21 protein-coding genes are annotated in these 19,075 nt (G+C 67.2%); 5 read left to right on the top strand and 16 right to left on the bottom strand.

The genetic code is table 11. The features are described 5' to 3' along the window. Positions 1–149: 149 nt before the first annotated feature. The 6 genes from GD429_RS22495 to GD429_RS22470 all read right to left on the bottom strand — a co-directional run bounded on the left by GD429_RS22495 (position 150) and on the right by GD429_RS22470 (position 5,879). Entirely contained in the window at positions 150–1,037 is an 888-nt protein-coding gene (locus GD429_RS22495) for an ABC transporter permease (RefSeq protein ID WP_152860029.1), read from the bottom strand. Further along, positions 1,034–2,011 (bottom strand): ABC transporter ATP-binding protein, encoded by a 978-nt coding sequence (locus GD429_RS22490; RefSeq protein WP_152860028.1) that lies wholly within the window; start codon positions 2,009–2,011, stop codon positions 1,034–1,036. The genes GD429_RS22495 and GD429_RS22490 overlap by 4 nt, the downstream gene beginning before the upstream one ends. A gap of 67 nt (positions 2,012–2,078) precedes the next feature. Beyond that, positions 2,079–3,110 (bottom strand): ABC transporter substrate-binding protein, encoded by a 1,032-nt coding sequence (locus GD429_RS22485; protein WP_152860027.1) that lies wholly within the window; start codon positions 3,108–3,110, stop codon positions 2,079–2,081. A gap of 46 nt (positions 3,111–3,156) precedes the next feature. After that, positions 3,157–4,086, bottom strand: a complete 930-nt coding sequence (locus GD429_RS22480) for a TauD/TfdA family dioxygenase (RefSeq protein ID WP_321574789.1) — start codon at positions 4,084–4,086, stop codon at positions 3,157–3,159. A gap of 167 nt (positions 4,087–4,253) precedes the next feature. Further along, a complete protein-coding gene (locus tag GD429_RS22475; protein WP_193727169.1) occupies positions 4,254–5,489 on the bottom strand; it encodes a DKNYY domain-containing protein in 1,236 nt (411 codons plus the stop codon). 51 nt (positions 5,490–5,540) lie between these two features. Further along, on the bottom strand, positions 5,541–5,879 hold the full coding sequence (locus GD429_RS22470; protein WP_152860025.1) for a hypothetical protein: 339 nt from the start codon (positions 5,877–5,879) through the stop codon (positions 5,541–5,543). 36 nt (positions 5,880–5,915) lie between these two features. Between GD429_RS22470 and GD429_RS22465 the strand changes: the two genes are divergently transcribed. Then, complete coding sequence (locus GD429_RS22465) at positions 5,916–6,197, top strand: helix-turn-helix domain-containing protein (protein ID WP_096475974.1); 282 nt, start codon at positions 5,916–5,918, stop codon at positions 6,195–6,197. Further along, entirely contained in the window at positions 6,190–7,491 is a 1,302-nt protein-coding gene (locus tag GD429_RS22460) for a HipA domain-containing protein (RefSeq protein ID WP_152860023.1), read from the top strand. Before GD429_RS22465 ends, GD429_RS22460 begins: the two co-directional genes overlap by 8 nt. Before the next feature lie 417 nt (positions 7,492–7,908). On the opposite strand, the gene GD429_RS22450 is transcribed toward GD429_RS22460, so the two are convergent. The 8 genes from GD429_RS22450 to hyfB all read right to left on the bottom strand — a co-directional run bounded on the left by GD429_RS22450 (position 7,909) and on the right by hyfB (position 15,797). Then, the gene (locus GD429_RS22450) at positions 7,909–8,121 is read right to left on the bottom strand and encodes a twin transmembrane helix small protein (protein ID WP_006489184.1); all 213 of its coding nucleotides are present in this window, start codon (positions 8,119–8,121) and stop codon (positions 7,909–7,911) included. Further along, positions 8,118–8,468: a hypothetical protein gene (locus GD429_RS22445; RefSeq protein ID WP_152860103.1), complete on the bottom strand. Its 351-nt coding sequence runs from the start codon at positions 8,466–8,468 to the stop codon at positions 8,118–8,120. The genes GD429_RS22450 and GD429_RS22445 overlap by 4 nt, the downstream gene beginning before the upstream one ends. Before the next feature lie 182 nt (positions 8,469–8,650). Beyond that, positions 8,651–9,166 carry an NADH-quinone oxidoreductase subunit B family protein gene (locus tag GD429_RS22440; protein ID WP_111021414.1) on the bottom strand — a complete coding sequence of 172 codons (516 nt, stop codon included), beginning with the start codon at positions 9,164–9,166 and terminating at the stop codon, positions 8,651–8,653. After that, a complete protein-coding gene (locus GD429_RS22435; RefSeq protein WP_152860021.1) occupies positions 9,166–10,728 on the bottom strand; it encodes an NADH-quinone oxidoreductase subunit C in 1,563 nt (520 codons plus the stop codon). The genes GD429_RS22440 and GD429_RS22435 overlap by 1 nt, the downstream gene beginning before the upstream one ends. Before the next feature lie 5 nt (positions 10,729–10,733). Continuing rightward, positions 10,734–12,197 carry a hydrogenase 4 subunit F gene (locus tag GD429_RS22430; RefSeq protein WP_152860019.1) on the bottom strand — a complete coding sequence of 488 codons (1,464 nt, stop codon included), beginning with the start codon at positions 12,195–12,197 and terminating at the stop codon, positions 10,734–10,736. After that, complete coding sequence (locus tag GD429_RS22425; protein ID WP_034184414.1) at positions 12,190–12,849, bottom strand: formate hydrogenlyase; 660 nt, start codon at positions 12,847–12,849, stop codon at positions 12,190–12,192. The genes GD429_RS22430 and GD429_RS22425 overlap by 8 nt, the downstream gene beginning before the upstream one ends. After that, positions 12,850–13,800 (bottom strand): respiratory chain complex I subunit 1 family protein, encoded by a 951-nt coding sequence (locus GD429_RS22420; RefSeq protein WP_034184415.1) that lies wholly within the window; start codon positions 13,798–13,800, stop codon positions 12,850–12,852. After that, entirely contained in the window at positions 13,794–15,797 is a 2,004-nt protein-coding gene (gene hyfB, locus GD429_RS22415) for a hydrogenase 4 subunit B (protein ID WP_152860017.1), read from the bottom strand. Before hyfB ends, GD429_RS22420 begins: the two co-directional genes overlap by 7 nt. Positions 15,798–16,037: 240 nt before the next feature. Here hyfB and GD429_RS22410 point away from each other — a divergent pair, with 240 nt between their 5' ends. Continuing rightward, on the top strand, positions 16,038–16,805 hold the full coding sequence (locus GD429_RS22410; protein WP_111021410.1) for a YoaK family protein: 768 nt from the start codon (positions 16,038–16,040) through the stop codon (positions 16,803–16,805). A gap of 157 nt (positions 16,806–16,962) precedes the next feature. Beyond that, positions 16,963–17,148 (top strand): ribbon-helix-helix protein, CopG family, encoded by a 186-nt coding sequence (locus GD429_RS22405; protein WP_152860015.1) that lies wholly within the window; start codon positions 16,963–16,965, stop codon positions 17,146–17,148. Between the two features lie 6 nt (positions 17,149–17,154). On the opposite strand, the gene GD429_RS22400 is transcribed toward GD429_RS22405, so the two are convergent. Further along, positions 17,155–17,991, bottom strand: coding sequence for a fused MFS/spermidine synthase (locus GD429_RS22400; RefSeq protein ID WP_152860014.1), 837 nt, complete (start codon positions 17,989–17,991; stop codon positions 17,155–17,157). 97 nt (positions 17,992–18,088) lie between these two features. Then, positions 18,089–18,433 carry a zinc ribbon domain-containing protein YjdM gene (locus GD429_RS22395; RefSeq protein ID WP_034184663.1) on the bottom strand — a complete coding sequence of 115 codons (345 nt, stop codon included), beginning with the start codon at positions 18,431–18,433 and terminating at the stop codon, positions 18,089–18,091. Here GD429_RS22395 and GD429_RS22390 point away from each other — a divergent pair. After that, positions 18,407–19,072 carry a hypothetical protein gene (locus GD429_RS22390; RefSeq protein WP_227791717.1) on the top strand — a complete coding sequence of 222 codons (666 nt, stop codon included), beginning with the start codon at positions 18,407–18,409 and terminating at the stop codon, positions 19,070–19,072. The two genes, GD429_RS22395 and GD429_RS22390, sit on opposite strands and share 27 nt — an antisense overlap. Positions 19,073–19,075 lie beyond the last annotated feature (3 nt).

Below are 19,075 nucleotides of genomic sequence, written 5' to 3'. Positions count from 1 at the left end.
ATCGGGAGCGTCGCCGCGTGGCATGGTCGAGGTATTCGCGACACGGCGCACGCGCGGCACCGCAAAGTATAGGGACGCACCCGCCGCGCACGAAAAACCGATTTCAGCTTTTGTTATGCGTGCGCCGGGAATGGCGGCGCACCATCGCGTCAGTGCTGAATGCCCCAGCGCCGCACGGTCGCGCGTTCGAGCGTGTCGAACACGAGGTTCTCGACGAGCAGGCCGATCACGATGACGGCCGCGAGGCCCGCGAACACGCGGTCGGTATACAGCTCATTGCGGTTCTGGAAGATGTACCAGCCGAGCCCGCCCTGCCCCGCGCTCGCGCCGAACACGAGCTCGGCCGCGATCAGCGTGCGCCACGCGAACGCCCAGCCGACGCGCAGGCCCGACAGGATCGACGGCAGCGCGGCCGGCACGAGGATCAGCGCGATCTGGCGCAGGCCCGTGAGGCCGTAGTTGCGCCCGGCCATCTTCAGCGTGGCCGGCACGCCGGCAAAACCCGTGTACATGCTGAGCGCGAGCGGCCACAGCACCGCATGCACGAGCACGAACAGCAGGCTGCCGGTGCCGAGCCCGAACCACAGCAGCGCGATCGGCAGCAACGCGATCGACGGCAGCGGATTGAACATCGACGTGAGCATCGTCAGCAGGTCGCGGCCGATGCGCGTCGATACCGCGAGCGACGTCAGCGCGAACGCGAAGAACACGCCCAGCGCGTAGCCGCGCAGCAGCACCGACATCGAGATGCCCGTCTTCACGAGCAGTTCTCCCGATTCGATGCCCTGTACGAACGCGGCCAGCGTCGCGCCGAAGGTCGGCACGAGCAGGTCGTTCGCGACGATCCGCGCGACGATCTCCCATGCAGCGATCAGCACGAGCGCGATGACGCTGCGACGGAACCAGCCGGCGCCGGCGATGCGTCGCAACAGCGGGGCCGGCGCCGCGCGTTCGGCGTCGGGCAGCGTGTCGAGCGTGCGTTCGTATTCGGCGCGCACGGGCGGCAGCGGCGGCAGGACCGGATCGATCGTGCTCATGATGCGGCTTCCTCCGTCGTCAGCGCGCTCGTTGCATCGGTATCGAACAGCAGGCGATGGATCCGCGCGACGTTGTCGCGGAAATCGCCGGTGTCGATGCTGTCGAGCGAGTGCTCGTGACTGTTGAGTTCCGCGCGCACGCGCCCCGGATGCGGCGACAGCAGCAGGATCCGGTTGCCGACGACGAGCGCTTCCTCGATCGAATGCGTGACGAACAGCAGCGTGAAGCGGAATTCGTCCCACAGCCGCAGCAGTTCCTGCTGCATCTTGCGGCGCGTGAGCGCGTCGAGCGCGGCGAACGGTTCGTCCATCAGCAGCACGCGCGGCTGCATCGCAAGCGCACGCGCGATCGCGACGCGCTGCTTCATGCCGCCCGACAGCGTGTGCGGATACGCATCCGCAAACGCGCTCAGCCCGACCTTGTCGAGATAATGCAGCGCGCGTTCGCGAGCTTCGGCACGCGACAGCTTCGCGGCGGCGCGCAACGGAAACGCGACGTTCTCGACGACCGTCTTCCACGGCGGCAACTGGTCGAACTCCTGGAACACCACGATGCGGTCGGGCCCCGGCCCGCGCACCGGCAGGCCGTCGAGCGCGATCGAACCCGACACGGGCTCGATGAAGCCGGCAATCGCCTTCAGCAGCGTCGACTTCCCGCAACCCGACGGGCCGAGCAGCACGAAGCGGTCGCTGCCGTACACGTCGAAGCTCACCTGATGCGTCGCGCGAACGATTCGCGCGCCGCTGCGGTATTCGAGGTTCACGCGGTCGATGGCGAGCAGGCGTTCGCTGTGCGCGCCGGCCTGCGCAGGCCGGATCGCGGCGCGCGTGTCGGGCGCGGCCTGGGCGGCGGGCGACGCGCCGCCGCGCGCCGCATACGGCGGCAGCCAGGTTCGGGGAGAGGTGGCGTTCACGATCGAATCTCTTGCGGGTAAAGCGTCAACATACGGCCGGGCCTTGCGTGGACCAACCAACGATTGCGCATATCGAAACCGCGCCGACGCATAAGCGTCGATCGCGACGTCGAAGCGGCGGCACCGCTCAACTGCCGCCGGCGGTCGCCGGATCGTCGAAGAAGTAGTCGCGCCACGACTTCGGCTCGTTGCGGATCGCGCCGGTGCGGTGCATGAACTGCGCGAGCGGCAGCGTATTCTGCGGCGCGGTCTTGAACTGCACCTGCGGATTGCGCAGGATCTTCAACAGCAGCGCACGATCGATCTTCGATGCGTTCACGCGGATATAGGTATCGGCCGCGCGTTCGGGGTCGGCCGCGATCTGCCGCGCGGCGTCTGCCAGCGCGGCGACGAACGCGCGGTAGGTCTTCGGGTTGTCGTCGCGGAATTTCTCGGTGGCGTACAGCACGGTAGCCGAGCTCGGGCCGCCGAGCACGTCGTACGAATTCAGCACGATATGCGCATTCGGGTTGCCGGCAAGCTCCTGCTCCTGGAACGGCGGATTGCCGAAGTGGCCGGTGATCACGCTGCTGTTCGCGAGGATCGCGGCCGTTGCATCGGGGTGCGGAATCGCCTGCGTGAGCGCGTCGAGCTTGTCGAACTGCTTGTCGCCCCACTGCTTCGCGGCCGCGTACTGCAGCACGCGCGACTGCACCGATACGCCGACCGCCGGCACCGCGATGCGGTCCTTCGCGCCGAGGTCGGCGATCGTCTTCACGTTCGGGTTGCTGCTGACGAGGTAATACGGGAAATTGCCGAGCGACGCGACACCCTTCACGTTCTGCCGGCCGCGTGTGCGGTCCCACACGGTCAGCAGCGGCCCGACGCCCGCGCCCGCGATATCGACCGCGCCGGACAACAGCGCGTCGTTCACGGCCGCGCCGCCCGACAGCCGCACCCAGTCGACCTTGATGTCGATGCCGGCCTTGCGCCCTTCCTTTTCGATCAGTTGCTGGTCGCGCGCGACGTTCAGCATCAGGTAGACGACGCCGAACTGCTCGGCGATGCGGATGCGGCCTTCCGCGTGCGCGGCGTGCGGTATGACGGTGCCGGCAAATGCAAGCACGGCGGTGAGCGTGGCCGCCAGCGCGCGGCGCGCCGGCAAGAACAAAAACGACATCGGAACTCCGGTCAGGATGGGGCGGAAGAATGACGCGGCGCGCGGCTCAGAAAGGCGCGTCGCCTTCGATCGTCGTGCGGTACAGCTTGCGGCGCAGGTGGTCGGGCGTGCCGGCGGCGAGATGCATCAGCGAACGGTTGTCCCAGAACACGAGATCGTGCTCGCGCCACTGGTGCCGGTACAGGTGTTCGGCGCGCACGCTGTGAGCGAACAGTTCGTCGAGCAGCGCGCGGCTTTCGTCGTCGGGCAGGCCGACGATGCGCGTCGTGAAATGCTCGCTGACGAACAGCGCTTTGCGGCCCGTTTCCGGATGCGTGCGCACGACCGGCTGGACGACCGCATCGACCTGCGCGATCTGCTCGGGCGACAGGTTCGGCCGCCACGGGCTGCGCGCCTGCAGTTCCGCATAGCGCGCGAGATACGTATGCTCGGCGCGCCGCCCGTCGACCGCGCGGCGCAGATGGGCCGGCAGCGTGTCCCACGCGAGATGCATGTTCGCGAACAGCGTATCGCCGCCCTCCGCCGGCAATTCCTGCGCGTGCAGCAGCGAACCGAGGCTCGGCTTCTCCTTGTACGACAGGTCGGAATGCCAGAAATGGCCTGCGTCGCCGAGCCCGATCGGCTTGCCGTGCTCGACGATGTTCGACACGATCAGCACCTCCGGGTGCCCGGCAAGCGCGAACTGGTGCAGTACATGGATCTGCAGCGGGCCGAAGCGGCGGCTGAATGCGATGTGCTCGTCCGGCGTGATGCGCTGGTCGCGAAACACCAGCACGTGATGGTCGAGATGCGCGCGATGGATGCGCGCGAAACCTTCGGCGTCCAGCGGCCGCGACAGGTCGAGGCCGACCACTTCGGCGCCGAGCGGCGCGTCGAACGGAACGATGTCGAAGCGTTGCGCCGCACCGCGTGACCAAGATGCGGGCGGATGCCCGGCGGAATGCGTTGCAGCGTCGCGGATGGCGGTAGTCGTCACGGCACAACCCCTGATTCGGTCAAAACGCGAATCTACGAGTGCGTGCCGGACTGCGTCAACGAAGCGATTCGGATACGTTTATCTGCTGCGGTCATAAAGATCGCTGCTCGGGCATACGGGCGGCAACGGGCGGTTGCGCCGCGCACGAAACCGCCCGATCGGGACCTTCAGGATTGCGTCGATGAATCCGGCACGCGCACGACGCCATCCGGATACCCAAGGCCGATCAACCCGTGTTTGTCGCGGATGCTCATCGACGACACAACCTCCACGCTCGCGCGGTCGACGCCGTCGCAAACGGCCAGGTTCGTGTTGGTCCGGTAGTAGACGCGATGGTCGTCGACCGCATAGAACCGCGTCAGAAAGCGCAGGTTTTTCGCGTCGATCCCCGGCAACGGCTTGCGATAGCTCTGCCCCCACAGCACGTGGCCGTCATCGTCGACCAGCACGTCGTGAAAGACGGCGCGCGCCGTCTCGACGTCGATGCCCCCCGGCTTGGTCACGATCTTGCCGTCGTAAAGAATCTGCGCGCCGAGCCGTGCATACCGGTAACCGAGGCTGACCACGCGGGCCGGATCGGCGATGCCGCGCTTGCGCACGCCGGCACAGAACAGGTGCTTCGCATCCCGCGCGTACGCGCCGCCGATATGGGTCAGGCTGGCGACGTCCGCGTTGACCACGGTCAGATGCCATTCGCCGCGATCGTAGATATCGGGGCCGAAATAGTAGGCCTGCCGTGCATCGCGATACCAGTCGCCGCCCAGCGATTGCAGCGTCGCGGCATCGCCGTCGGCGATCAGCCCTTCGCCTTCGTCGTCGTAGCCGAACGCGGCGCCGCTCGCGTAGTAGCGCAGCCCCGACGCATCGACCGCAAAGTTGTCGACCAGATGCCGAAAGCTGCCGAGATCGAAATTGTTGAGCGCACGATACCGATGCTCGCTGCCGATGCGGGCCCATACGCGTTCGCCATCGGTATGGAACGGCCCGCCGAGCGGCGCAAGCGGCTCGGTCCGCGTGTCGCGCCGGTGCCGGGCTTCGGCCTCCTTCTGTCGCTGCGCCTCCTCGGCGTCGTAGCTCGCCTGCTGCTCCGGCGTGACCGCCGATGCGTCCAGATGCCGCTGCATGTGGAGCGCATGCAGCGACTGCACGGTCGCGATGCAGGACACCGCATGCGGGATCGAGCGCAGATACAGTGCCCAGTCCTCGTCGTCGCATCGGTAGAACCAGTGCACCGCCTCGCCGTCCCATCCGGCCGGGTCCGTGCGCGCGAGCAGCGCCGCCTTGACGTCCTTGACCTTGCCGGGCACGACGAAAGAGAGGCTGTAGCCGGTCTCGCCGAAGACTTCGAGACTGTCGTCGTCGAACAGGCTCCGCATCAGTTTTTCCAGTTCTTGTACGGTCATGGGTTTATATGAGGCCGGAGTCGGTCCACCGGATGGACGGATGTGCGGCGGTCATTCAACCATGTTGGCGCGCGCTGCCGCCCGCTGCACGGCGGCGTTGACACGCGCCGCACGATCGTCGGACAAGACCTGCGCGCTCATGCCGGTCCGGACGAACACATCGTCGCGCCGGCGTCGATGCCAGCCGTACCGTGCCCGGGTTGCACGCGCGGCCGGCCGGCTCCGTCCCGCGCGCCAATCACGTATCCGACCGGATACGGAAATGGCGTTGCCCGCGATTCCATACCATCCGGTTCCCGCTCGGATACGAAACAGACGCGCAGCCATCAGCGACGCATTTTCGTTTCCGAACGGGTACGAATTGACGCCCATCCCGATGAGTTGTGCCATACTGTTCCCGCTCAGATACGAAGCACGGAGAACGTCATGCCGGAGACTCGGTCCGTCAACACGATCGGCGCCCTCGCCAACCTCATTCGCGCCGTGCGGCTCCAGCAGGGGTTCACGCGGGACGAACTCGCGAACGCCACGGGGCTCTCGCCGAAATTCATCAGCCAGGTGGAAGCCGGGAAGCCGACCGCGCAAATCGGCAAGGTGCTGCTGCTGCTCGGCGAACTGGGCGTGAGCCTGTTCGCGCAGTCGTCGATCGAGATTTCGGCGGAAAACGCGCTCAAGGCCGCTCAACGCCGCAGGAGCAGCCATGGCTAGAACACTGATCGCGTCCGCGAACGGGCTGCGCATGGGCAGGCTGACCGACGACAAGGGCATCTGGTCGTTCACGTACGACGCGCAGTGGCTCGCGTCGCCGCACGCGTACCCGCTGTCGCCCGCGTTCGCGCTGCGCGCCGGCACCTTCACCGACAGCTCGACCGATCGCCCGGTCCAGTGGTTCTTCGACAACCTGCTGCCCGAAGAAGGCATGCGGACATCGCTCGCGCGCGAGGCGAAGGTCGATGCCGCCGATGCGTGGGGCCTGCTCGCGTATTTCGGGCGCGAATCGGCCGGCGCGCTCACGCTGCTGGCCGAAGGCGAACAGGAGGCCGCCGGCAGCATGCAGCCGCTTGCGCTCGACGAGCTCGAGCGCCGCATCCAGGCGATGCCCGAGCACGCGCTGACGGCCACCGCGCCCAAGCGCATGTCCGCGGCCGGCGCGCAGCAGAAGCTGCTGCTGATCCTGCGCGGCGACGCGCCGGACTACGCGCTGTTCGAACCGGTCGGCAGCGAGCCGTCGATGCATCTGCTGAAGCCGGACATGCGCGCCGCCGGCTATCCGCATTCGGCGATCAACGAGTTCTTCTGCATGAAGCTCGCGAAGCGGATGGGGCTCGACGTTCCGGACGTGCATTTTCTTCGCGCGCCGTCCGCGTGCTACGTGATCGACCGCTTCGACCGCGACACCGCGTCGGAGCCGGCCGGACGCCTGCACACGATCGATGCGATGCAGTTGCTGAACTACGATCGCGGTTTCAAGTACCAGCGCGCGAACGCGGAGGAGCTCGGCCGCGCGATCGGGCAGACCAGCACGCGCGCACTCGCGCGCCTGTCGGTGTTCCGCTGGACGATCTTCAACGTGGTGGTCGGCAATGGCGACGCGCACCTGAAAAACCTGTCGTTCTTCGTCGACGCGCGCGGCTACCGGCTTGCGCCGTTCTACGACATCGTCAGCACGGTCGTCTATCACACGCCCACGCACCGGCCCGACCATCGCGGCGACCACTGGCCGCACTGCGAACTGACGATGCCGCTCGGCACGGCGACGCGCTTCTCCGACATCGACATGGGCGCGCTGATTGCATTCGGCAACGCGCTCGGGCTCAAGGAGAAGGCGGCCGAAAGCGAGCTTCGGCGCTTTCTCGAGCCGCTCGATCGCAGCGTCGCGCAGACGCTCGACGAAGTGCGCGAGATCGCCCGCCCCGATGCCGGGGAAATCCGCCTGCTGAATTCGATTGCGTCGATGCCGATCGCTGAGATGGGCCGCGCGCTTCGTCAAGCGCGCGGATGAGCGGCTGTCGGCGCTCGTGCTGCACTTCAAGCGGCGGCCGGGATTCGGGCCGTTCGAATACGTGCTGCGGGAGCTGAAGCGCTCGAACGCATCGATATCGGCGATCGCGCAGAGGCTCGGCTAGGACTCTGATAGCGCGTTCGGACATGCGCTCAAGCGCATCGCGGGCGGCTCGCCACGCGCTTATCGCCATGACATGACCAACGAGTCGGGCAGCTGGAGCGTCGTCGCGCCGGTCGTTCCCCCTCCTGTTGAAGCCCGGAACCCGCTTCAGTTACGCAACCGTTGCTGCAATTCCGCCGATCGAATTCATTCGCATCAATTACATCGGGATAAGTATTCTTATCACAACACCTCGATTACCGAATCAAACTTGCATTCACGAGAACGCCCCGCATGCAGCGGGGCGTGCCCTGCTCAACGCCCGATCGGCAGCCCGGTCGGTTCGATCCAGCCGAGCTTGTATGCGATCAGCAGCGACAGGAACAGCGTGACCGACAGCCCGACGCGTGCCGCGAGCGACCACGCCATCCGCTTCGACTTGCCGCGATCGTGATTCATGAAATACAGCGCGAAAATCAAGCTCGCGATAATCATCGCGAATGCCACGGAGACCAGCAGAGTTTTCATGGGTGTTGCCTTTGAAGATCCGAATCGGCCTGAATCAGTTCGGCCAGTTTTTGTCGTTCGTCCGCGATGTCGCCGACACCTGATGCCGGCCAGTCCAGCGCGACGCCGTTGCCCAGCGAATCGCGCACGAGTGCCTGGTAGCGCCGGTCGTTGATCCGGCCGTGGTCCATCGCTTCCGAGATCTCGTGCCGGAACGGCAGCGGGAAACTTGCATACGAACGCGACAGCGCCGCATATTGTCTCGCATCGATCTCTTTCGACGATGGTATGACGGTCCAGATCACCACGGCCACGATGGCCGTAAAAGGGATCGCCGTGTAGCGAAGAATGAATTTGATGGGTGTCATGAAGCAGGAGTCGAAGTCATGGCGAACGGGCCGGATATCCGGCTCGTCAGCCGATAGAAGCGGGGATAAACACAGGATTCGGCCGCGCTCCCGGCGCCGGTCGCGCCGCACGGCCCGGTCGCGGCACGATGATCGCAGGATCCCCGAACGAACGCGCTGAAAGTCGCCACGGCCCCGCCACGTCAAACACCGCGCGCCCGGCAGGCCGTCAGGATCCCGCGCAACAAGTCGCGAGGCGGCGGCGGGCAGCCGGGAATCGTCACGTCGACCGGCAGGATCGACGCAACCGGGCCGCACACCGCGTAACTTTCGGCAAAGATGCCGCCCGTGCACGCGCACTCGCCGGCCGCGACGACGAGCTTCGGCGCCGGCGTCGCGTCGTATGCGGCGAGCACGGCCGCCCGCATGTTCAGCGTCACGGGCCCGGTCACGAGCAGCAGGTCCGCATGGCGGGGACTCGCGACGAACTTGATGCCGAGCCCCTCGATGTTGTAGTAGGCGTTGTTCAGCGCATGGATCTCCAGCTCGCAGCCGTTGCAGGATCCCGCGTCGATCTGCCGGATGCAGAGCGCCCGCCCGAGCAGATCGAGAATGTCCTGCCGGATGCGCCCCTCCTCGCGACGCCACGCGTCCTCCGCCGCCGGCACGGGCTCGTCGGGAAAATCGGTGCGCGCGAATTGCCGGATAAGCTGCCACATCAGAGGTCGTGCCCCGCGTAATTCAGGTTGAACGATTTGTTGATCAACGGAAAATCGGCAACGATATTGCCGATGATCGCATGTTCGAGCGCCGGCCAGTTCTGCCACGACGGATCGTGGCAATGGCACCGCGCGATCGCATCGCCCGCTTCCGTCTCGAGCGCGACGAATATATCGCCGCGCCATCCCTCGACCCAGCCGATCCCGCGGGCAGGCGCCGCGGCGGGCGCCACCTCGACGGCAACCTCGCCCGCCGGCAGATTCGCCAGCAGCACGCGCATCACGCGCACCGATTCGTCGATCTCGGCGAACCGCACGGCCACGCGCGCGGCGACGTCGCCGCGCGGATCGCTCGCCGCGTTGACGGCGACCTCGTCGTACGGCGCGGACCGCATCGCCGCGCGCACGTCGAACCCGTGAGCGCTGGCGCGGGCGGCCAGGCCGCGCACGCCGAAGTGCGCGGCGACCTCGGCGGTCAATCGGCCGGTGCCCACGAACCGGTCCTGCAGCCCCGACTGGTCTTCGTAGATGGTCCGCATGACGCGCACGTCATGTTCGATGCGTTCGCACGCGTCCGCCAGGCTCGCGACGCTGTCGGGCCCGACGTCGACCGCCACGCCGCCGGGCACGATCCGGTCCATCAGGTATCGATGCCCGAACGCGCGATCGTTCATCCGCACCCAGTCCTCCTTGAGCCGGGAAAACTGCGCGAGACCGAACCCGAACCCGGCGTCGTTGCCGAGCGCGCCGAGATCGCCCAGGTGGTTCGCCACGCGTTCGCGTTCGAGCAGGAGCGCGCGCAGATACAGCGCGCGCTTCGGCACTGCGGTGCGGCATGCGTGCTCGAGCGCCATGCAATAGGCCCATGAAAACGCGACGGTCGAATCGCCGGCGATCCGGCCCGCGACCCGATGGCCGCTCGACGCGGCCGTCCGCTCGAACAGTCGCTCGACGCCGCGATGCACGTAGCCGAGGCGCTCCTCGACGCGCAGCACCTTCTCGCCGACAACCGAGAAGCGGAAATGTCCCGGCTCGATGATGCCGGCGTGGATGGGCCCGACCGCGATCTCGTGCACGCCGTCGCCGGCCACCGGCACGAACCGGTAGTTCGCCTCGTTCGATTCGAACGCCTCGACACCGCTCGCCGAGCGTTGCAGCGGGAAATAGTCGTCGGGCCAGTTGCCGTGATTGAGCCACGGCCGTGTGTCCTGCGCGCCGCGCGCGCTCAGGCCGGTCAGGTCGAAGATCGCACGCTGCATCCGGGCGGCGCACGGAAACAGCGGCGCCAGATCGGGGAAATCCCCGCCGGCGTCGGGCTGCCGCCCGGTCGCGAGACGCACCCACAGGATGCCGTCGTCGCATTCGTACGCGGCGTTCACCGCAAAACCCGCGTCGCGCGCGTCGCCGCCCCACATTGCGACGAGCCGGCTCCGCTCCGAGCGCGCGACGCGCGCCGCCTCGAGCCACCCCGCCGGGTCGACTTCCATCAGCGCCGCGCGAACCTGGCCCGCCCGGCATTCGAGCGGGACCGCGGCCTCCCTGGGTATCGATTCGAGTCGCATATGCGTCACCCCGCCAGCATCGTCGCGGCCTGGCGATACCAGGTCGCCAGATAAGGCGGCACGTACAGGCCGAGCATCAGGCCGAGCGCCAGGTGGACGAACACCGGCAACAGCGCCGGCCGGTGTCCGAGCGGTTTCGCCGTCGTCGTGCCGCCGAACACCATCCGCTGCACGCGCGCGAAGATCGCCGCGAAGGCGGCGGCGAGCGCGAGCAGCAGCAACGGCGCCGTCCACGGCAGCGTGTTCATCGCGGTCGTCAGGATCAGGAATTCGCTCGCGAACACGCCGAACGGCGGCAGGCCGAGAATCGCGAGCGTGCCGAGCATCATCCCCCAGCCGACGGTCGGACTGACCTGCAGCAGCCCGCGAATGCCGTCGATCGCCTGCGTGCCGGCCTTCTGCGCCGCATGGCCGACCGCGAAGAAGATCGCCGACTTGACGAGCGAGTGCACCGTCATGTGCAGCAATCCGGCGAAGGTCGCGACCGGGCCGCCGAGGCCGAAGGCGAACGTCACCAGCCCCATGTGCTCGATCGACGAATACGAGAACAGCCGCTTCACGTCCTTCTGCCGGAACAGCGAGAACGACGCGACCAGCACCGACACGAGCCCGAACCCGACCAGCAGCCGCCCCGGCAACCCGTTGCCGAGCGCACCGTCGGCCAGCACCTTGCAGCGCAGTACCGCATACAGCGCGACGTTCAGCAGCAAGCCGGACAGCACCGCCGAAATCGGCGTCGGGCCTTCGGCATGCGCGTCCGGCAGCCAGCTGTGCATCGGCACGAGGCCGACCTTCGTGCCGTAGCCGACCAGCAGGAACACGAAGGCGATCGACACGATGGTCGGGTCGAGGTGCGCCTTGACCGCGACGAGGCTCGTCCACAGCAGCGCATCCCCGCCGGCCAGCTGCCGGCTTGCGGCGAGGTACAGCAGGATCGTGCCGAACAGCGCCTGCGCGATGCCGACGCCGCACAGGATGAAATACTTCCACGCGGCCTCGAGGCTCGCGGCCGTCCGGTAGACGCTGACGAGCAGCACGGTCGCCAGCGTCGCCGCCTCCATCGCGACCCACAGCACGCCGAGGTTGTTGGTCAGCAGCGCGAGCAGCATCGCGAACATGAAGAGCTGATACATCGCGTGATAGAGCCGCATCCGCGCGGCCGTCATCCGGCCGCGATCCTCCTCGACCTGCATGTACGGACGCGAGAACAACGACGTCGTCCAGCCGACGAACGCGGTCAGCGCGACCAGGTAGACGTTGAGCGGATCGACGAAGAACGCACCGTCGAACACGCTCGACGGGCCGTTTTCGACGGTGTGCGCGGCGAGCGCGAGCGTCGCCGCGAACGTCGCGAAACTGAAACCGGCGTTCAGGTTGCGCGCGACGCGGCTGGACCGCACGCACGCGAGCGTCGCGGCGGCCGCGAGCGGCAGGCCGAGCACGGCGAGCATGACCCGGGCCTCATTCATCTTTGAGCGTCTCGAGGTGATGGATGTCCAGGCTGTCGAACTGCTCGCGGATCTGGAACATGAACACGCCCAGGATCAGGATGCCGACCAGCACGTCGAGCCCGATGCCGAGCTCGACGATCATCGGCATCCCGTTGGTCGCGGCCGTCGCCGCGAAAAACAGCCCATTCTCCATCGACAGGAAGCCGATCACCTGCGGAATCGCCTTGGCGCGCGTGATCATCGCCATGAACGACAGCAGCACGCAGGCGAGCGCGATGCCGAGCGCGCCGCGTGCGACCGAGGTCGCGAGCTGGCTGATCGGCGATGCGACGTTGAACGCGACGATCACGAGCACGATGCCGATCAGTTGCGTGGTCGGGATGTTGATGAGCGGTTCGACGTCGGCGCGCACGTCGAGCCGGCGCACCAGCCGATACAGGAGCCACGGGATCACGCCGACCTTCAGCACGAGCGTCAGCCCGGCGGAGACGAACAGGTTCGCGTCGCCCGTCAGCACGCCGAGGATCAGGTTGGCCGACACGAGCGCGACACCCTGCAGCGTATAGAGATGGATCAGCGACAGCGTGCGTCGCTGGCTCAGCATCGCGAACGACAGGATCAGCAACAGCGCCGCCAGGAAGTTGATCAGTTGCGTCGCATAGCCGTGCATTCACGCCCCCAGCAGGATGTGCACGAGCATGCCGATCACCGCGAGCAGGAACGCGGTCGCGAGAAACTCGGGCACCCTGAACAGCCGCATCTTCGCATTGACGGTCTCGACCGCGGCGAGCGCCGCGCCGCCCGCCATCAGCTTGACGAACAGCACCGGTACCGCCAGCAGAAGCGCGAGCGGGTTACCGGCCTCGGCGATGCCCCACGGGACGAACAGCGCGAGGCCGATGCACGAATAGGCGAACAGCTTGAGGCTCGCCGCCCATTCCATCAGCGCGAGATGCCGCCCCGAGTATTCGAGCATCAGCGCCTCGTGGATCATCGTCAGTTCGAGATGGGTGGCCGGATTGTCGACCGGCAGCCGTGCGTTTTCGGCGAGCGACACCAGCGTGAACGCGATGCCGGCAAACGCCAGGCTCGGATAGAGCGTGAGCTCGCCGCGCCCGAGCGTGCCGACGATGCTCGTCAGCAGCGTCGACTGCGTGATCAGCGACGCGGACAGCAGGACCATCAGCAGCGCCGGTTCCGCGAGGAAGCCGATCAGCATCTCGCGCCGGGCGCCGAGCGTACCGAATGCCGTGCCGATATCCATCGCGGCGAGCGACAGCGCGACGCGCGCGAGCGCGAACAGGCCGACGAGCGCGATCGCGTCCGCGGCGGGCGACAGCGGCAGTTCCGTCGACAGCGTCGGCACGATCGCGCACGCGAGCGTCATCGCGGCCCAGACGACGTAGGGCGCGCCGCGGAACACCGCGCTCGCGCCGTGCGCGACGACCGATTCCTTGTTGAACAGCTTGTGGAGCATCCGGTACGGCTGCCAGACCGACGGCGCGCGCCGGTTCTGCAGCCACGCGCGGCACTGGTTGATCCAGCCGGACAGCAGCGGCGCGGCGGCGAGCGCCACCACGATCTCGAGAATCTGCGATACCACGCCGGAGACGGTCACCATCTTCTCACCAGCATCAGGAGCAGGATCAGCACCGCGAAGCTGTAGGTCAGGTAGACGGCGATCCTGCCCGTCTGCAGCCGGCCCGCCCATTCGGCCGCGCGCAGCGTGATCGCCGCGATGCGCTCGTAGAGCAGCCAGGTGCGATCGGCGACCGACACCCGGTACGCGGGCTGCGCCTCGAACGGCGACGGCACCTGCCGCTCGATGCGCAGCAGCGGCGCGAAGATCTCGCGGATCGGCTGCCCGAACCCCTCGGCCGTGTCCTGCATCCGCGTGGTCGGAAACGGGAAGCCGCAACCCCATGGCGCGGCGCGGCGCAGCCGGCCGTGATAGAAGCGCCGCACCAGCAGCCACGCGAGCCCGCAGCACGCGACGAAAAACAGCATGAACACGGCCGGCATGTAGCTCGCGCGCGCGGTCGACACCGGCACGAACAGCAGCCAGCCGTGATTGTCCGCGCCGACGCCGGCGCCGACGAGCCCGCGCGTGACCGGATCCAGCAGCTTGACGAACTGCGCGGGCATCAGCCCGAGCAGCACGCTGACCGCCGCGAACCAGCAGAACGCGAGCCGCTCCCACGCATTCGCGTCGCGGGCGCGGCTCAGCTTGGCTTCCCGCGGCTGCCCGAGAAACACGATGCCGAAGAACTTGACCATCGTGTAGCCGGCGAGCGCGGCCGACATCGCGACCAGCGCGGCCGCGATCGGCACCGTCATCGCCAGCACCGAATCCGGCAGGCCCGGCGTGAACAGGAACGCCTGCAGCAACAGCCACTCCGCGACGAAACCGCTCAGCGGCGGCAGGCCCGCGCTCGCCGCGACGCCCACGAGCACGGCCCAGGCCGTCCACGGCATGAAACGGATCAACCCGCCTAGCTTGCCGAGATTGCGCTCTCCGGTGGCGTGCAGCACGGCGCCCGTCCCCAGGAACAGCAGGCTCTTGTATGCCGCATGCGCGACGACCTGATAGAGCATCGCGGTCAGCGCGAGCGCCGCCAGGGTTGTCATGCCGAACGCGCGAAACAGCACCGCGAGCCCGAGCGACACGAACATCAGGCCGATGTTGTCGATCGACGAATAGGCGAGCAGGCGCTTCATGTCGACCTGGATCGTGCTGAAGACCACGCCGAGCAGCGCGGTGCCGCCGCCGAGCACGAGCAGCAGCACGCCCCACCACGCGATCTGCACGTGCAGCAGGTCGAACACGGTGCGCAGCAGCCCGTACAGCCCCACCTTCAGCACGAACCCGCTCAGGAGCGCCGAGACCGGGGACGGTGCGGCCGGATGCGCATCGGGCAGCCACACATGCAGCGGAAATACGCCCGCCTTCGCGCCGAAGCCGACGAGCGCGAGCAGGAACGCGAGCGACGCCCAGGTTGCATCGAGCGACTGGGTGCGCATGTTCGCGAACGTGTAATCGCCGGTGCGTGCCTGCAGGATGCCGAAGCACAGCAGCAGCGCGAGCGCGCCGACATGCGAAATCAGGAAATACAGGTAACCCGCACGGCGGATTTCGCCGATCCGGTGGTTGGTCATCACGAGGAAGGTCGCGGACAGTGTCAGCGTTTCCCACGCGACCATGAACGCGTAGGCGTCGTCCGCGACGAGCACGAGCGCGATGCTCGCGACGCACACGTGATATTCGCAGCAGATGAGCCCGGGCGCGGCACCCTCGCCCTTACGGAAGTAGCCGGCGGAAAACGCGCCGATCCCGGCGCTGACGAGGCCGAGCACGAACAGGAAATAGCCGGACAGGCGGTCGAGCCGCAGATGGAACGGCAGGTCGGGCAGCCCGATCGGCAGCACCGCGACGGACGGCTCGGCAAACACGCCCGCGAGCCCCGCGGCCGCCAGCAGCAGACCGCCGAGCGCGCCGAGCGGAAACAGCCCGTGCGCGACGACCCGCGTGCGATGCAGCGCCCCGAGCCCCAGCGCGCCGATCGCGAGCCAGGCGGCCACGACCAGCAGCACGAAATGGACGACCGGCACGGGTGCCATCCGGATTGTCTCCAGTACGCTCGGGTTGAACGGGGGCATGGAACGGCGACGGCAGGCGCGCCGGCTCCACGCGCATTATTGCATCGAAAGCGCAATCTGGCTAACAGAACATGATAATTGCATTATCATACAAGCCACATGATTCGAGAAAGCCGGCGCCCTCGCGGGCCGCCCGTTCGGCCCGAAGAGCGCCGTGCGGCGCGTCCGCGCCCTCGATCCCGGCGATTGAGCGAAACCCTTATGCCAGCGCAGTACTTTCGAAGCCTGACGGGCAAACACCGCAGCGCGACCGCGAACCGCCAGCTCGGTTTTTCGCTCGCGTTCGTCGCCGGCGCGACCAACGCGGGCGGCTTCCTTGCGGTCAGGCAATACACGTCGCACATGAGCGGCATCGTGTCGGCGATCGCCGACCAGGCGGCGCTCGGCGACATCCCGCTCGCGCTGGCCGGCATCAGTTCGCTGGCGTCGTTTCTCGTCGGCGCCGGCTGCTCGGCGGTGCTCGTCAACTGGGGGCGCCGCCGCGGCCTGCACAGCCAGTACGTGCTGCCGCTGCTGGTCGAGGCCGTGCTGCTCCTGCTGTTCGGGCTGCTCGGCAGCCACCTCGCGCTGTGGGAGGCGTTCTTCGTGCCCGTGACCGTGATCCTGCTGTGCTTCATCATGGGGCTGCAAAACGCGATGATCACGAAGCTGTCGGGCGCGGAGATCCGCACGACGCACATGACCGGCATCGTGACCGACCTCGGCATCGAGCTGGGCAAGCTGTTTTACTGGAACCGCTCGGCCGTCGACGTGGACATGCATGCGGTCGTCGCCAACCGCGCGAAGCTGAGGATTCACGCCACGATGCTGGCGTCGTTCTTCGTCGGCGGCCTGGCCGGCGCGATCGGCTTCAAGTACGTCGGCTACGTATCGACGGTACCGCTCGCCGGCATGCTCGTCACGCTCGCGATCGTACCCGTGGCCGACGACGTGCTGACCTGGCTCTGCCGGCTCGATCGCCGGCCCTGAGCCGGCGCGCAACCCAACCCGTGCGGGCGCATCCCGGCGCGATGTCCGGATGGATGCCCGGCCCCCAAGGCAACCGGCCGGACAACCCGTTTCGGCCGTGGCGCCGAACGCAGATGTATTATAATTTGATTAACATATCCGCCGACCTGTCCGCGCAATGGAAACGAAGACCGCCCGCCTGACCGTCCTGATCGATCCCGCCAAGAAGGAAGCATTCGAGATGCTCTGCGCGGCGCAGGATCTCACGCCATCGCAAGTCGTCCGTCAGTTGATCCGCGAGTATCTCGAGCATCACGGCGTGACCTACAAGACCAAGAGCCCGCTCGGCAAGCGCGTGAAGTAATCGCGGTCAAGCCCCGATTTCCCAGCGCCCGGACGCCTGCTCGCGCCAGACCAGCCGCGCCGGATCGACGCTCGCGCCGCCCTTCAGCCGCCGGGCCGTGGAGGCCAGCTTCAGTTCACCGGCAACGGCGAACTGAAGCGCGCGCTCGAGCAGGATGCGCATCGACGGCAATCGATCGCCACCCTTCCATGCGAACGCGATGAAGTTGTTGTCGTCACCGCACGGGACCAGCGCATACGATGCACCGAACACGGCGCGCAGCCGCTCGAGGTACAGCGGCAGCGCCGGGTCGTCGTCGGTGAAGTTGATCGCGAGCACACCCGCGTCGTTCAGCCGCTCGCGGCACGCCGCGAAAAAGGCGACGCTCGCGCACCGGTCCGGCATGCCTTCGGCGACGAACGCGTCGAGCAGGATCACGTCCGTGCGCACGTCCGCTTCCGCCATGTAGTCCGCGCCGTCGGCACACACCACCCGGAAGCGCGCGTCGTCTGCAGGAATCCTGAACACGTCGCGCAGCGCGATCACCTCGGGATTGATCTCGACCGCATCGATCGCCGTATCGGGCAGATGCCGGTGGCAGTATTTCGCCAGCGAGCCGCCGCCGAGCCCGAGCATGCAGATGCGCGCGGGCGCGGGCTGCAGCAGCAGGAAGCCCATCATCACGCGCGTGTAGCCGAGCGCGAGCCCGGCCGGATCCTTCAGCGACATGAAGCTCTGCGTGGCGAGATGATCGAAGTGCAGCGACACCGCATGGCGCGTCTCGAGCACGAACGGCCGGCCATCGTGCAACGGCGTCGACAGGAATCTGACGAACGCATCGTAGGAGGTTCGATCCTCTGCCATACTCGCTAAGCCTTGGTAGTCAAACAGTCGAAGCCGCTCGATGCGCGTGCGGCCGGCCGCGCGGACGAAGCGCCGCCGCCGCGGCGCACGCGCGCAATCACACCTTCTTCAGGAAACAGGCCTTCAGCATGAAGCCGCCGGCGTCCGTCTTGCAGTCGACTTCGTGATCGCCGCCGACGATCCGGATGCTCTTGACCTTGGTGCCCATCTTCAGCGTGATCGACGAGCCCTTCACGCGCAGGTCCTTGATCAGCACGACCGAATCGCCGTCCGACAGCACGTTGCCGTTCGCGTCCCTGACGACGTCGCCGGCCGCTTCATCGCCGGCTTCGGCACCGGCCGTCGCCGACCATTCGTGACCGCAGTCCGGGCACACGTAGAGCGTGCCGTCCGGGTAGGTGTTTTCCATCGCGCATTGCGGGCAGGCAGGGGCGGCGTTCATTGCAGCTTCCATCGGGTAAGGTTCGAGTCGAAAAAACGGGTGCGTGCAGCATCGGCTGCACACGGCATTATAATACAATACACATGTTTTCCACCGCTGTACTATAATCCTCACTTTCCGCCGTTCATCGGACTTGCAGGCGGTTTCGCTGAGGATGTCGACATGTTCGAGCTGGATGGTGCATTGCTGCGGCCCGATCGGCGCCCCGTTACCCTGCGGGAAATCACGGAAAACCGGCCGCTCGTCGTCGTGGGCGTCGGGCGCGGCGTAGAACGCGGCTTCCAGCTGATTCATCGCTTCCACGACGCCGGCGCTCAGCTGGCGGCGGCCGAGATCCAGCTGGCTTTCGTGTATCCGGCGGAATCGGCCCGGCACGTGACGGACCCGATCTCGATCGCCTGCGTGCGGTTCCGGCGCCATCCGCACCTGCTGCTCGACGCCGACGACCGTTGTTTCGCGCGCGGCGTGCCGCCTCGATCGCTGCGCGCCGTGTTCGTCGACCCGGAAATGAAACGACTCGCCGGCGTCGACGTCGACTTGCGCGACGCGGCATGGGAAGCCGCGTTTCGCGCGTTTCTGGCGCACTGCGGGCTCGGCGCCGCGCACGGCCCCCGACGACTCAACCAGAGGCTTTCGTAAAGA

Source organism: Burkholderia sp. BE17, from assembly GCF_009362305.1.
Classification (GTDB): domain Bacteria; phylum Pseudomonadota; class Gammaproteobacteria; order Burkholderiales; family Burkholderiaceae; genus Burkholderia; species Burkholderia pyrrocinia_C.
This window is presented reverse-complemented; position numbering and strand designations above follow the sequence as displayed.